Below are 13,970 nucleotides of genomic sequence, written 5' to 3' on the forward strand. Positions count from 1 at the left end.
GCGAGGGGGAGCGCCGGCCTCAGCCGTCGACCCCCAGCACCCCCCGCAGCTCCCGCGGCAGATGCTGGTCGCACGACTGCTTCGCCTCGTTGGTCAGCGCGTCGTTCACGCACGAGTAGTAGTCGCTGTAGACGAACTGCGCGGCGAAGCCGGTGGCGACCAGGACGAGGGCCAGCGAGGCCGTGACCAGGCCACTGACCGCGGCCGTGATCTGCGGGCGGCCCTCGGGCGCCTGGGCGGCGTCCGGTCCGGGCCGGCGCGGCTTGGCGCGCAGCGAGCTGATGCCCCAGTACAGGGCGAGCGCGCCGAGCAGCAGGGCGACGTAGGGCCAGCTGAAGAGAGCGAAGAAGAAGGCCCACATCCCGCACAGCAGAGCGAACCGCGCACGGCGCTGGGCGGGGTCGGTCGGGTCCCAGCGCATACCGGGACCCGGTCCGCCGCCCGGCTTCTCGGACCCACCGCCGGGCCGCTGCGGGCGCTCCCCGAAACCGCCGGGGGAGCGGCCCGGCTGACGGTCGCTCCACTGGCTGCCCCACGGCGAGCCACCGTCACCGGAGCCGGGACCGCCGGGCCTGTCACCGGAACCCTGCCCCTCTCCGTGACCCTGCCCCTGCCCCTCTCCGTGACCCTGCCCCTGTCCCGACGGGTGCCGGGGCTGCCAGGGACGGTCGGGTGTGCCCTCGGCGGGCGGCGCGAACGGGTTGTCCTCCTCGGCGGGACCCTTCCGCCCGCCGCCCTCGCCACCGGAGGGCGCATCCGGCGGCGAGGTGGGACGCTCCCTCAGCAGCACGGCGCCGCGCTCCCCTCCCCGCGTCGGCTGCGGCAGGAGCGTGAGGAGTCGCGGGCTGCGGTCCGGCATCAAGAGAGCGTCTTCCCCTTGGTAGTCACGTGGTAGTCACGACTGGCCCGGACAGTCGGGTGTCCGGCCCGGTATCCGTTGAACGCACGGTGCGCCAAGTGCGTTCCCCGCGCGTCCCCGTACCAGCTCTCCCCAGACGCTACCTTCCGGCCACGCCCCCGTCCCACGGGGGCCTTCCGGTGTGCCGGTATCGTTGCTGACGGTCGGCCGCTTCGTAGGCTTCCCCGTATCCGGGGGCGCGAAGCATTCGTACGACCGTACAAACAGCTCCCCCGAGAAAGGGCCCCACCGTGGCCGCCAAGCCCGTGGCCAAGCGCCTCGTCGTGCTGGTCTCCGGATCCGGCACCAATCTGCAGGCGCTCCTCGACGCGATCGCCGAGACAGGAGCCGAGGCCTACGGCGCCGAGATCGTCGCCGTGGGCGCCGACCGCGAGGGCATCGAGGGGCTGGCACGCGCGGAGCGCGCCGGGCTGCCGACCTTCGTGCGGAAGGTCAAGGACTACGGCACCCGCGAGGAGTGGGACGCGGCGCTCGCCGAGGCCGTCGCCGCCCATGAACCGGACCTCGTCGTCTCCGCCGGGTTCATGAAGATCGTGGGCAAGGAGTTCCTCGCACGGTTCGGCGGGCGGTTCGTGAACACGCACCCCGCGCTGCTGCCCAGTTTTCCCGGGGCCCACGGCGTCCGCGACGCGCTCGCGTACGGCGCCAAGGTCACCGGCTGCACCGTCCACTTCGTCGACGACGGGGTCGACACCGGCCCGATCATCGCCCAGGGCGTGGTCGAGATCCGGGACGAGGACGACGAGAGTGCGCTGCACGAGCGCATCAAGGAAGTCGAGCGAAGGCTGCTCGTCGAGGTCGTGAGCCGGCTCGCCCGCCACGGCTACCGCATCGAGGGACGAAAGGTAGTAATCCTGTGACCGCCGAGAGCAACAAGCGGCCCATCCGGCGCGCGCTGGTCAGCGTCTACGACAAGACCGGTCTGGAGGAGCTGGCGCGCGGGCTGCACGAGGCCGGCGTCGAACTCGTCTCCACCGGCTCCACCGCCGCGAGGATCGCCACGGCCGGTGTGCCCGTCACCAAGGTCGAGGAGCTGACCGGCTTCCCTGAGTGCCTGGACGGCCGGGTCAAGACCCTGCACCCCAAGGTCCACGCGGGCATCCTCGCCGACCTGCGCCTGGAGGACCACCGGCGGCAGCTGGCCGAGCTGGGCGTCGAGCCGTTCGACCTGGTCGTCGTCAACCTTTACCCCTTCCGCGAGACGGTCGCCTCCGGCGCCTCGGCCGACGAATGCGTCGAGCAGATCGACATCGGCGGCCCCTCCATGGTGCGCGCCGCCGCCAAGAACCACCCCTCGGTCGCGGTCGTCACCAGCCCCGAGCGCTACGCCGACGTCCTCTCCGCCGTGCAGGACGGCGGCTTCGACCTCGCCACCCGCAAGCGGCTGGCCGCCGAGGCGTTCCAGCACACGGCGTCGTACGACATCGCGGTGGCCGGCTGGTTCGCCTCCTCCTACGCGCCCGTCGACGACTCCGCGTTCCCCGACTTCCTGGGCGCGACCCTGGAGCGCAAGAGCACCCTGCGCTACGGCGAGAACCCGCACCAGCCCGCGGCGCTCTACGTCGACGGCACCGGCGCCGGCCTCGCCGAGGCCGAGCAGCTGCACGGCAAGGAGATGTCGTACAACAACTACACGGACACGGACGCCGCGCGCCGTGCCGCCTACGACCACGACGAGCCGTGCGTGGCGATCATCAAGCACGCCAACCCGTGCGGCATCGCCGTCGGCGCGGATGTCGCCGAGGCGCACCGCAAGGCGCACGCCTGCGACCCGGTCTCCGCCTACGGCGGCGTCATCGCCGTGAACCGTCCGGTCAGCAAGGAGATGGCCGAGCAGGTCGCCGACGTCTTCACCGAGGTCATCGTCGCCCCGGACTACGAGGAGGGGGCCCTCGAAGCCCTCACCAAGAAGAAGAACATCCGAGTGCTGAAGGCTCCGGCGGCGCCCTCCCGCCCCACCGAGGTCAAGCCGATCGACGGCGGCGCGCTGCTTCAGGTCACCGACCGGCTCCAGGCCGACGGCGACGACCCGGCCAACTGGACCCTCGCCACCGGTGAGGCGCTGTCCGCCGACGAGCTGGCCGAACTCGCCTTCGCCTGGAAGGCCTGCCGGGCCGTGAAGTCCAACGCCATCCTGCTCGCCAAGGACGGCGCCTCGGTGGGCGTCGGCATGGGCCAGGTCAACCGCGTCGACTCCTGCAAGCTCGCCGTCGAGCGGGCAGGCGAGGAGCGGGCGCGCGGCTCCTACGCCGCCTCCGACGCGTTCTTCCCCTTCCCGGACGGCCCCGAGATCCTCATCGCGGCCGGTGTGAAGGCGATCGTCCAGCCGGGCGGCTCGATCCGCGACGAGCTGGTCGTGGAGGCCGCGCAGAAGGCGGGCGTGACGATGTACTTCACCGGCACGCGTCACTTCTTCCACTGAGCACCGCTTCGGCGAGCGGTCGGGTACCGCTCCCGCAGCTGAGGCACTGAGCACTGCGTCGGGGCGCGGCATCACGAGCGACAGCGTGACGCCGCGCCCTTCGTCGTGAGCCGCCCCATCCCCCGTGCTGCGCGGACCGGCCCGCCTCTCGCCCCGCCCCCTTGGCCAAATCCTTACGCTCGCTCACCGCCGGGACCGTACTCGCACGTACTGTGAGCGGCCCATCCGATGATCAAGCGCAGTGAGGACCCGGCCGCTCATGACCTCTCACCCGGCCGGTGCCCGATGGTGCACGCCCGTCTGGGCGGTGCCCGTGCTGTGGACGGTCGTCCTCGGCATGTGGGGGCTCACCCGGCAGCACAGCGTGTGGCGGGACGAGGCCGCGACCTGGCTGGTGGCGCAACGGCCGACCGGCCAGTTGTGGCACACGCTCCAGCACGTGGACGCCGTGCACGGCCTCTACTACCTGTGGATGCACGCCGTCTTCACCTGCTTCGGCCCCGGCATCGTCACCCTGCGGCTGCCCTCCGTCCTTGCGATGGCCGGAGCGGCAGCCTGCGTCGCGGTCGTCGGCCGCCGGCTGGCAGGGCCACGGGCCGGACTGGTGGGCGGGCTGGCGCTGCCGTTGCTCCCGGCAGTGCAGTTCCAGCTCCAGGACGGCCGCTCGTACGCACTGGTCGCGGCCGGTGCCGGACTCTCCACGCTGCTGCTGGTCACGCTGCTCCAGGGACGCGGCGGGACGGGGCGGTGGGCCGCGTACGGCGGTCTGGTCCTCGTGACGGGTCTGCTGCACTGGCTCTCCCTTCTGATCCTTCCCGCGCACGCGGTGACTCTTCTGTGGACCCGTGCCGGGCGCGGGGCGTGGGCGCGGTGGGCCGGGGCGTCAGCGGGCGCGGTGGCCGGGGTGCTGCCGCTGATCCTCTACAGCCGCGGTCAGGCTCGGCAGGTGGCCTGGATACCTCCGCTGACCTGGCACATGGCGATCGCTCCTGCGGTGCTGTTGATGGTGGGCGGCCTCGCGGCACTGGCGGCCCGCCCTCCGGCGGGGCGGTTGTCGGCGGCGGCCGTCGGGCTGCCGCTGCTGGCGGTCCCACAACTCGGCCTGCTGGGCCTCTCCTTCATCCAGCCGGTTTTCCTGGACCGGTACATCGTGTTCAGCCAGCTGGGCCTGGCTCTGCTGATCGGCGCCGTCCTCGACGCGGTGGCTCGGGCGGCGGCTCCCCGGTTGCCCCGGGCGTCCGCTTGGCTGGTCCCCGTGGTGGTCGTCGTGGCGGTGACCGCGCTGCTGCCGCAGTCACTGGCCACCCGGTCGCCGGCCAGCAGGGTGGACGATGTGCTGGCGGTGGCGGACCGGGTGCGCGCACTGCACCGGGACGGGGACGCGCTGCTCTTCGTCCCCGCGTTCCGGCGGGACACCGCGCTGGTCTCCCCCCATGACTTCACCGGCCTGCGAGACATCGCGCTGACATGCCCACCTGCGGAGTCCGGAACGCTGGGCGGCGAGGAGGCGGATCCGGCCACGATCCGTAGCCTCGCCCTGAGCGAGCGGCGCATCCTGCTGGTGACGGACGCGCACCTCCCCGAGGGGCCGTCCTCGCTTGCACGGGATCAGGCCAAACTGGCAGTGCTGCGCGAGCACTTCAGGCCCGTCGCGGACGAACAGGTCCGCGGCCGGCGTGTGACGGTTTACGAACACCGCTGACCCACGAACCCCGAGGCCATCTGACCGGGATCTCGATGGGCGACCCCCGTGGCCGCCCACGACTTCGACAAGCGGTCGTCGCCCCGACAACCGGCCGTCCGTGGCCCTGGGGCGGTGGTCTCCGGCCCTCCCCCAGGAGGGGCCGGAGACCACCGCCGTTCAGCGGGTCGGGATCAGCAGGGGCGCAGGGACCAGATCGGGTCCCAGGTGGCCGTGCCTGCCTGGTAGGCCGTGGACGTCCAGCGGACGCTGCCGTCCCTGTTGTAGAACTTCGCCACCGTGCCCGGCGTCTGGTTGTTGGTGAACGGGCCGTCGCCGGTCCAGTTGTTCACCGTCCACGTCTGGCACTTGTAGAAGTCGAACTTCGTGCCCTTCACGACCATGCACAGGTGCCCGTAGGCACAGGAGAGGTCCTTCAGGGCGGCCTTGCCGTGGGGCGCGGCGGTGACGGTCAGGCCCTCGTAGCGCACCGCGTCGGCGGACGCGTGCAGGACCTTCGGGTGGCCGGCCAGGACTTGCTCGGCCTGTTGCTGGAGGCCGGTCACCCGGGTGCCGGCCGGGTCGGCGGCGGATGCCGCGACCGTGGTGCCGGCGAGCAGTGCGGTCGTCGCGATGAGCATCGCGGCGGGCTTCTTCACGTTCACAGGTTCCCCCATGTGACGAAGGTGGTCTGTCCGCCGAAGCGGATTGCTACCACCGTGCCGCCGGCCGCGCTGCGCCGGTACCTCGGAACTCTCAGGGTCACGTGCGGCCTCCTGGCGTGTACTCCTTGAGGTAGTGCGCGACGCGGGCGCAGTAGTCGCGGTACTTCGGGGGGACTCCGCCCGCGGTGTTCACCTTGTGGAACGAGGTCCGGTAGGCGGCGGCGACCAGGACCCGCCGGTCACCGGGAAGGGAGGGGTCCAGGTTCGGAGCGATGAAGCAGAGATAGCGGCCCATGGCCGGGATGGACACGGCGGCGGAGAAAGGGGGCTTGGGGATCGTGGCGGCCGGCTCACCGTCCGCGCGGATCCAGTAGCGCAGCACCCGCGGGGTCCAGCGGGCGATGCCGTACTCGTCCTTGGCCGGGTCGGACAGTGCGGGGTCGAAGTCGCTCTCCGCCTTCAGCATGGCCGCGATCAGAGCCGGCGTCACCTCCGGCTGGGGGCAGTCGTGCGCCGCGTTGACGATGAGAGGCCGGTAGGAAGGGGGGACGCCACGGTCCGTGCGGAGTTCGGCGGCGCCGTAGGTGCCCGGGGCCGCGGCCCCGGGCAGTGCCGTGGAGACCTGGCTGCCGACGGGCGCGTGGACGAAAGTGCCGATGCCGAAGCCCAGTGCGGCGACGGCGGCCGCGGTGACTGTGCCGCCCAGCAGCAACCGGGTGCGGCGCCCGTGTTCGGCCGCGTACCGGCGCAGTCGCCGGAGCAGCCGGAAGCGCGGGGCGGGGCAGGCCGTGCCCGCCACTGCCGTCACCCGCCGCAGCAGGGACTCCGTGCCGATCCGGTCGGCGTGCGTACGGGTCAGACAGGAGCAGACGACCTCCCGCCAGCCGGGTGGGAGGCCGGAGGACAGGCGCAGTTCGTCCGCACCGCGGGCATAGGCCGCCGCCGCGTCACGGCGGGCCGTCGGGGTCCCGCCGGGGAGAGGGAAGGAGCCGGTAAGGGTGAGATGAGCGAGGACGCCGAAGGCCCACACGTCGGCGGAGGGACGCACCTGGAGGCCCCGCACGCCGACCTCCGACCACAGCAGTTCGGGCGGGGTGTAGTCGGGGGTGGAGAAAGCGGGGGAGTAGGCGTGGGTGCCCTCCAGCTCGGCGGCCGTGTTGAAGTCGGCCAGGCGTGCTGAACCGTCGCGCATCAGCAGCACGTTGGCCGGTTTGAGGTCGCCGTGCACCCAGCCTGCCCGGTGCAGTTGGGCCAGGCCCTCGCAGATCTGCGCCAGCAGTGCCGGGCCGACGGCGGGGCGGGGCTCGGCGGCGAGCAGGGCGGCCAGCGAGCCCTCCGCCTTCTCCAGGACGAGCACGGTAGCGCCGTCCAGGTCGGGGCAGGTCGGGTCGTCCACAGTCAGCGTCTCGTACATCCGGATCAGCCGAGGGCGACTGAGCCGGCGGTGCAAGGTGACTTCGCGTTCGACCAGTTCACGCAGGTGGGTGAGGCGGCGCGGGGTGCCGGTGCCGGTGGGGAGGAACTTCAGGGCGGCGACGTCCGGGAGCGCCGGACCCGACGCGGACCGAGAGGACGCCCTGCCGCGCTTGGCCCTCGGAGGCGCCGTGCCGCCTGCGGCGTGCCGGGCTGCCACGCCGTCCGTGGCCGCCGAGGGCGTCGGGCTGCCCGCCGCCTCCGCGGGGACGGGGCTGCCTGCGGCCCCTGGGGGCACCTTGCCGCCTGCGGCCGGTAGGGCTGCCACGCCGTCCGTGGCCGCCGAGGGGGCTTGGCCACCGGCGGACGCTGCAAGCGCTGCGGTGCCTCCGGCGCCTGGGCGAACTGCGGTATCTGCGGCTCCCGTGGGCGCCCTGCCGCTCGTGGCTGGTAAGGCGGGTGTGCGGTCCGTGGCATTCGACCGTGCCCTGCCGCTTGCCGCCCGTGTGCGTGCTGGGGTGTCTGCGGTCTCCGGCAGCATCCCTCCGCCTGCGGCGTCCGGCGTGGCCCTTCCGCCCGCGGCCCCCGGGGGCGCCGCGTCGCCCGAGGGCGCCTGGCTGCCTGTGGCTGCTGAGGGGGGCGTGCCGGTTGTGGGGCACGAAGCGGCACGGCTGTCCACGCACTCCGGGGACGCCGGATGACCTGTACGGCCAGGCGCCGGGGGGCCCGTGGGGGGTGGGGGGTCGTCGATGCGGCGGGCCTCGTAGACGCTGCCGAAGGCGCCTGTGGCGAGGGGGCGGCGTACCTCCCAGACGCCGACCCGGTAGCCGCGCGGGACCACGACGGCGTACGTCTCGGTCACCGGGTCGCCTCGGGGCGGGCCGCTCCGTCGGCTCCGTCGCCGAGCGGGACCGTTGCGCTCCGGGGGGCCGACAGGACCGTGAGGTCGGCCTCCCTCACCAGGTCGAAGCGGAGGGCCAGGGAGACCAGTGTCTCCTTCTTGCCGTTGAGGCGGGGGCCCGTGTCGGCGGTGTCGGGGCCTGGTTTGAGCCGGAGCTTCACGGCCAGGTAGTCGATGTTCCACTGGACCGAGGCGCGGGAGGCGGCGGGCCAGACGGGACGCAGCCGGTCGACCACCTGGTCGACGGTGGGCAGCGGTGCGTGCGGGTCGCCGCGCAGTCGGGGTTCGCACAGCGCGGCGAGGACCGCGAAGTAGCGTTTGGCGCGGTCCACGGAGAAGGCGGGCGCGGTGGGTTCGCCGTCCGGGCCGTCCGCACCCTCCAGATAGTCGTGCCGGGGCGCCCACACCTCGATCGGCAGCAGGTCCCCGGCCGCCGGCAGCACGATCCGGGAGAACTCGAACGGGATCGGCGCGTCCAGCCGGCCCGGCCCCACCTTGATGTGCTCGCCGGCGCCCTCCGGGTTCTCCACGACGTAGGTCTGGTGGGTGGAGAGGTTGCTCAGTATCCAGAAGGCGCCGTGCGCGGTGATGCGGCCGGCCCGGCGGGACACCCCGTCGTGCCGGATCACCAGGTCGTTGCCCCCGGCGGAGCGCCCGAAAGTGAGGCGGTCGCCGGGTGCCAGCCGGATCTGGGCGCTGTTTCGTTCGTCCTCCGTGGTCGGCGGAGGTACCACGATGATGCTGTACAAGGTGCGTCTCCCCGTGCCTGTACGGCTACGGGCTCCAGATTAGGGCGACGCGCAGGGGCCGTGTCCCGCCTGTGGACAAGCGGGGCACGGCCCTGTGGACGAACGGCGCGAAGTGCGCGGTGGGACTCGGCGGTGGTTCCCACGCTCAGTAGCGCGGGCGGTTGAACCAGGCGGAGGCCGAGCCGTTCACCATGGACGCGAGGATGATGCCGGCGATGGCGAGCGAGATGATGCCACCGAAGGTGCCCGAGCCGCCGCCGCCCCGGACGAGGTTGCTGAGACCGCCGAGGATCATCAGCGAGGAGTACACGATCGTGGTGACGCGGATGCCCGTGCCGCCCGTCTTGAGCTTGACTCCCAGGAAGATCGACAGGGCGCCGAAGGCCAGCAGGACGATCGCGATGGCGATGATGAGCCCGGTGGCGGCCTTGGTGTCGTCGCCGGAGCCGAAGGCGCTGGAGGTGTCCTGCGCCGCGCCCGCCAGGATGCCGACGATGAGGCCGAAGAGCAGCTGGAGACCGGCCAGGATGAACAGCAGCACCCGGGCGGTCTTCATCAGGCCGGGCATCTCCTGGGGACCGGCGCCGTAGCCGTAGGGCTGGCCGACCGGCGGGGCCTGCGGGTACCCGTAGCCGGGAGCCTGGCCCGGCTGGGGCGCGCCGTACCCCGGCTGCTGCGGCGGGTAGCCGGGCTGGCCCTGGGGCGGGCCGTACGGGTTGTTCGGATCGCCGTAACTCATGGCGGGGTTTCCTCCGTTGATCAAGTGCGGGGACGACGCGCGGCACCGTACGGAGGAGAGATCTACAGAGATTGCGGCCCGTCCCCCCGATGAGCTGCCCGCGGCACTGTTGTGTTCATCGTTCTTGACCGACTGCTTACTTGTCCAGCCGCATTCCGTAGGTGATGCGATGTGTTGTGCAAGCGCAACATCGCTGATCACGGAGGTCACCTACGGGCCGCGTAGCGGCCCAACGGCCCCGCACGGGCCGCGGGCGGGACACGTGGCGGGAACGGGGGCGGCGGCGGGGGCGCGCCGCCGAGCGGCCCCCCGGATTGGAACCGGCACAGGTTCATCCGCGAGGATGGGACCATGACCGCCCAGATTCTCGATGGCAAGGCCACCGCAGCCGCGATCAAGTCCGATCTGACCGCCCGCGTGGCGGCGCTGAAGGAGAAGGGCGTCACGCCCGGCCTCGGCACGATCCTGGTCGGTGACGACCCCGGCAGCCGCAAGTACGTCGCGGGAAAGCACCGCGACTGCGCCGAGGTCGGCATCGCCTCCATCCAGCGCGAGCTGCCGGCCACCGCCTCCCAGGAGGAGATCGAGGCGGTCGTCCGCGAGCTGAACGAGGACCCGTCCTGCACCGGCTACATCGTCCAACTGCCCCTGCCCAAGGGCATCGACGAGAACCGCATCCTCGAACTGATGGATCCCGACAAGGATGCCGACGGCCTGCACCCGATGAACCTCGGCCGCCTGGTCCTCAACGAGCCGGCCCCGCTGCCCTGCACGCCCAACGGCGTGCTGACCCTGCTGCGCCGCTACGGCGTGGAGATCAAGGGCGCCGAGGTCGTGGTCGTCGGCCGCGGTGTGACCATCGGCCGGCCGATGCCGCTGCTGCTCACCCGGCGCAGCGAGAACGCCACGGTCACCCAGTGCCACACCGGCACCCGTGATCTGTCCGCCCACCTCAAGCGGGCCGACATCATCGTCGCCGCGGCCGGTTCCCCGCACCTGATCCGCGCGGAGGACGTCAAGCCGGGCGCCGCCGTGCTCGACGTCGGCGTCTCCCGCAATGCCGAGGGCAAGATCGTCGGCGATGTGCACCCGGACGTCGCCGAGGTGGCCGGCTGGCTGTCCCCGAACCCGGGCGGCGTCGGCCCGATGACCCGGGCCCAGCTGCTGGTCAACGTGGTCGAGGCGGCGGAGCGCAGTGTCGGCTGAGGCGGGCGGCCCCCGCCGGGCGCGGGCCGTCGCGAAGCCCGCCGGAGGGTCTGGGCAGACCTCCGGAGGCTCGGTGAAGACCGCCGGAGGACCGGTGGCGGCATCCGGCGAGCCCGGGAGGAAGCCGGCCTCCGGCTCCTCGTCGGACGTCTCCGGCCAGCCGGAGCGGAAGTCGTCCTCCGCGCGGCCGGACGAAAAGACCACCCCCGCACCCCCGGAGAGGAAGGCGACCCCCGAGCCCCCGGCGGAGCAGACCTCCGAGGAGCCGGAGATCGAAGTGCTGGATCCGGTCAGCGCGCCGGACGCCGAAGGGCGGCCGCGCCGGGTCACGCGCCGTTTCCCGCTGTTCACCAGGGACACGGCCCGTCCCGAGGGCGGTGGCCGGGCCGCGCCCGGCGACGCCCCGGCACCCGCCCGGCAGTGGCCGCTGCTGGCCGTGCTGATCACGGTCGGGCTCGGCCTGCTGGTGACCGCCCTGGACGCGTTCCGGGTCGGGCTGCTGCTGATCGGCGCCGCGCTGCTGGGCGGCGCCGCGCTGCGCTGGCTGCTGCCGCGGGTCGGCATGCTCGCCGTCCGCTCCCGGTTCACGGACATCGTCACCTACGGCGTCCTCGGCGTCGCCATCGTGTTGCTGGCGCTGATGGCCCAGCCGAAGCCGTGGCTGGAGATACCGTTCCTGGACGACGCGTTGCACTTCACCGTCCGCAACAGCTAGGGCGTGTTTCGGGAGTCCCGTCCGGCCCGCGACGCCTGTTACGGCGCCTCTCCGCGTCGTCGGGACCGTCCGCGTACATCCAGTACGCGGACGACCCTCCGGCTTGCGATGCGCGGCGCCCGGCTCCGCTCCCTCATCGGCCTGATCCGAACGAAAGACCTGGTCCGCGCCGCGACGGCGGCCCGTCCTCTCCCCCGAGCAAGGACGGGCCGCCGCCGGGACCAACCTTCCTGCACCCGGAACGCGCTGTTCAACGGCTGTCCGTGCGCTGTGGCACGGAAGTGACGGTTCCGCTACGGTGTCCGCGCTTCGCCACAGGAGCGCCCCCGCCCGGCCCCGCACCGTGCGGAGGGGGCCACTCCTGTCGATGTGTTGACAAAATGGGGTCCCGCGGCGGAGCCGTCCGGCGGCCGGTCTTCGACCACACGGATTAGCGTGGACAATCAGCGCATCGGTGCGTGTTCCCGTCGGAAAGGGCGCGCGCGGGGAAGAGCCGGCACGTAATCGGGGAAGAGGGGGATGCAGCAATGCCTCGTTGGAAGGCCTTGCCCGATGAACTCGATCCGCAGGTCAAGGAGTTCGCGAGCCAATTGCGGCGGCTCGTGGACCGCAGCGGACTGAACGTCGCCGCGCTCGCCGACCGTACGGGCTACAGCAAGACCTCCTGGGAGCGGTACCTGGGCGGGCGGCTCCTCGCGCCCAAGGGCGCGGTCGTCGCCCTCGCCGAGGTCACCGGTGCCAACCCCGTCCACCTCACCACCATGTGGGAACTGGCCGAACGCGCCTGGAGCCGCGCGGAACTGCGCCACGACCGCACGATGGAGGCCATCCGGATATCCCGGGCCCGCGCCGCGCTCGGTGAGTTCGGGGCGGCGGGGGCGGACGGGGCCCGCCAGGACGGCACGCCGGGAGGCCCGGACACCGGGGACGGCAAGACGCGTGACGGTGACGTGGCCGCCCCAGGCGGTGCGGTGACCGGTCGGCTGGTGCCCGGGATCGCGGGCCCCGCGGGGGTCTCCCCCACGGTGCCGTTGCAGCCGACGGCCGACGACGCGGACGCGCGTGCAGGGGCCGCCGGGCGGGAACGGGCGGTGCGGGACGAGCCGAAGGACGCCCGGCCGCGTGCGCGGGCCTCGTGGGCCGTCCGGACCGACCCCGAGGACGACCCCGGGTACGACGTGAAGGCGGGCGCCCGGAGCGGGGCCGGGAGCGCGGGCGGTTCCGGGGCCCGTACGGACGCGGCCTCGCCCACCGACACCCTCGCCGACGCCGCACCGGCTCACGGCATCGCGCCGACCCCCGGTACCACGACGCTTCCTGACGCTCCACCGGGCCCCGGCACCACGCCGCCCTCCGACGCCACGCCGGCCTCCCGTCCTGGTTCCGCCGGCCGCGGTGCCGCGTCGCCTGCCACGCCGGCTTCGGGCACCGACGTCAGGCCGGCCACCCCGTCCGACACCGCCTCGGCCTCCCCCTCCGGTCCCGGCTCCACCCCCGCCACCGGTACGCCAGCGGCGCCGGCTTCCCGCACCGCTCCGGACTCCGCCGCGACCCCCGGCACCAACAAGGCGTCCCGCCCCGGTTCGGCGTCCGCCTCCGGCAAGGGGGCCAAGGCGTCCGGCTCCGACGCCGCGTCGTCCTCCGGCGGCAACTCCTGGCGGGTGGCCGGATATCGGGGCCCGGCTCCCATGGGCGGCAAGCGCGCCCCCCAGGGCCCCGGTGCTCCCGGTGCCGTGGCTCCCGCCGGTACGCCCGGCACCCCGGGCGGCGGTACCGCGGCCCCGTACGCGGCGGGCGCCCAGGCCGCCCCGTATGCGACCGGCACCGCGCAGCCGTACGGCCCGGGCGCGGGCGCCGCACCCGCGGGCCTGTACGGCCCGGGCGCCGGGGGCCCGCACGGCCCGGGCGCCGTCGGCCCTCTCGGCGCGGGCGTCCCCGGAGCCCCGGGGATCCCCGGAGTCCCAGGCGCCCCGGGCGCCGACGCCCCCTTCCCCCCGGCCCCGCGCAGCGAGCCGATGAAGGCTCCGCGCGGCAGCACCCCGCTGCGGCGGCAGGTGACGATGTTCCTCGCCGGGTTGGTCACCGCGCTGCTGGTGATGGGCGTCGTCTTCTACGTCACCGGCGGCATCGGCGGCGGGAAGTCCGGGCGCGCGGGCGGGACGCCGTCCCCGTCGGCCAGCAAGTCCGTGAGTCCGCCGCCCGGGGTGAAGTGCGTCGGCGCGGGCTGCACCGGCAAGGACGCAGAGACCACGGGGTGCAGTCGTGCGCAGGTGACCACGACCCGGAGCATCACCGTCGGCACGACCCTCGTCGAGGTCCGCTACAGCAAGACCTGCGGCGCGGCCTGGGGCCGTATCACGCAGGCCGCGCAGGGTGACCGGGTCCGGTTCAAGGCCGGTGCGCGCGAGGAGAGCGACACGGTCGAGACCGCCGGGGACACGATCGCGTACACGCCGATGGTGGCCGTGACGGACACGACGCAGGCGACGGCGTGCGTGACCCTGGCGGCGTCGGGCCGGCAGGAATGCACTCAGTGAGGCAGGAATACACCCGATGAGGC

At 73.3% G+C, this 13,970-nt stretch carries 11 protein-coding genes; 6 read left to right on the forward strand and 5 right to left on the reverse strand.

All coding sequences use genetic code 11. The annotated features are described in order from the left end of the window. Positions 1 to 19: 19 nt before the first annotated feature. Positions 20 to 859: a hypothetical protein gene (locus AB0N63_RS11795; protein ID WP_365527418.1), complete on the reverse strand. Its 840-nt coding sequence runs from the start codon at positions 857 to 859 to the stop codon at positions 20 to 22. A 290-nt stretch (positions 860 to 1,149) separates the two neighbouring features. Here AB0N63_RS11795 and purN point away from each other — a divergent pair, with 290 nt between their 5' ends. The 3 genes from purN to AB0N63_RS11810 all read left to right on the forward strand — a co-directional run bounded on the left by purN (position 1,150) and on the right by AB0N63_RS11810 (position 5,043). Then, a complete protein-coding gene (gene purN / locus AB0N63_RS11800; protein ID WP_019981649.1) occupies positions 1,150 to 1,779 on the forward strand; it encodes a phosphoribosylglycinamide formyltransferase in 630 nt (209 codons plus the stop codon). After that, positions 1,776 to 3,341, forward strand: coding sequence for a bifunctional phosphoribosylaminoimidazolecarboxamide formyltransferase/IMP cyclohydrolase (gene purH / locus AB0N63_RS11805; protein WP_365527420.1), 1,566 nt, complete (start codon positions 1,776 to 1,778; stop codon positions 3,339 to 3,341). Before purN ends, purH begins: the two co-directional genes overlap by 4 nt. A 259-nt stretch (positions 3,342 to 3,600) precedes the next feature. Next, on the forward strand, positions 3,601 to 5,043 hold the full coding sequence (locus tag AB0N63_RS11810; RefSeq protein ID WP_365527422.1) for a glycosyltransferase family 39 protein: 1,443 nt from the start codon (positions 3,601 to 3,603) through the stop codon (positions 5,041 to 5,043). A gap of 173 nt (positions 5,044 to 5,216) precedes the next feature. On the opposite strand, the gene AB0N63_RS11815 is transcribed toward AB0N63_RS11810, so the two are convergent. The 4 genes from AB0N63_RS11815 to AB0N63_RS11830 all read right to left on the reverse strand — a co-directional run bounded on the left by AB0N63_RS11815 (position 5,217) and on the right by AB0N63_RS11830 (position 9,489). Then, a complete protein-coding gene (locus AB0N63_RS11815) occupies positions 5,217 to 5,687 on the reverse strand; it encodes a hypothetical protein (protein WP_365527612.1) in 471 nt (156 codons plus the stop codon). Between the two features lie 97 nt (positions 5,688 to 5,784). After that, positions 5,785 to 7,320 carry a protein kinase gene (locus tag AB0N63_RS11820; protein WP_365527425.1) on the reverse strand — a complete coding sequence of 512 codons (1,536 nt, stop codon included), beginning with the start codon at positions 7,318 to 7,320 and terminating at the stop codon, positions 5,785 to 5,787. A gap of 638 nt (positions 7,321 to 7,958) precedes the next feature. After that, on the reverse strand, positions 7,959 to 8,750 hold the full coding sequence (locus tag AB0N63_RS11825) for an FHA domain-containing protein (protein WP_365527428.1): 792 nt from the start codon (positions 8,748 to 8,750) through the stop codon (positions 7,959 to 7,961). A gap of 145 nt (positions 8,751 to 8,895) precedes the next feature. Continuing rightward, positions 8,896 to 9,489 (reverse strand): hypothetical protein, encoded by a 594-nt coding sequence (locus AB0N63_RS11830; protein ID WP_365527431.1) that lies wholly within the window; start codon positions 9,487 to 9,489, stop codon positions 8,896 to 8,898. 351 nt (positions 9,490 to 9,840) lie between these two features. Between AB0N63_RS11830 and AB0N63_RS11835 the strand changes: the two genes are divergently transcribed. The 3 genes from AB0N63_RS11835 (at position 9,841) to AB0N63_RS11845 (ending at position 13,947) form a co-directional block, all read left to right on the forward strand. After that, positions 9,841 to 10,695 (forward strand): bifunctional methylenetetrahydrofolate dehydrogenase/methenyltetrahydrofolate cyclohydrolase, encoded by an 855-nt coding sequence (locus AB0N63_RS11835; protein ID WP_019981643.1) that lies wholly within the window; start codon positions 9,841 to 9,843, stop codon positions 10,693 to 10,695. Between the two features lie 271 nt (positions 10,696 to 10,966). Continuing rightward, a complete protein-coding gene (locus AB0N63_RS11840; protein ID WP_365527614.1) occupies positions 10,967 to 11,410 on the forward strand; it encodes a DUF3017 domain-containing protein in 444 nt (147 codons plus the stop codon). Positions 11,411 to 11,955: 545 nt separating this feature from the next. Continuing rightward, positions 11,956 to 13,947 (forward strand): DUF2690 domain-containing protein, encoded by a 1,992-nt coding sequence (locus tag AB0N63_RS11845; RefSeq protein WP_365527434.1) that lies wholly within the window; start codon positions 11,956 to 11,958, stop codon positions 13,945 to 13,947. Positions 13,948 to 13,970: the final 23 nt, after the last annotated feature.

This window comes from Streptomyces sp. NPDC093260 (genome assembly GCF_040683715.1).
GTDB lineage: Bacteria > Actinomycetota > Actinomycetes > Streptomycetales > Streptomycetaceae > Streptomyces > Streptomyces sennicomposti.

Coding starts and splice junctions, on each gene's coding strand:
- AB0N63_RS11835 (WP_019981643.1), top strand. CDS start 9,841: ATGACCGCCCAGATTCTCGATGGCAAGGCCACCGCAGCCGCGATCAAG.
- AB0N63_RS11810 (WP_365527422.1), top strand. CDS start 3,601: ATGACCTCTCACCCGGCCGGTGCCCGATGGTGCACGCCCGTCTGGGCG.
- AB0N63_RS11795 (WP_365527418.1), bottom strand. CDS start 859: ATGCCGGACCGCAGCCCGCGACTCCTCACGCTCCTGCCGCAGCCGACG.
- AB0N63_RS11830 (WP_365527431.1), bottom strand. CDS start 9,489: ATGAGTTACGGCGATCCGAACAACCCGTACGGCCCGCCCCAGGGCCAG.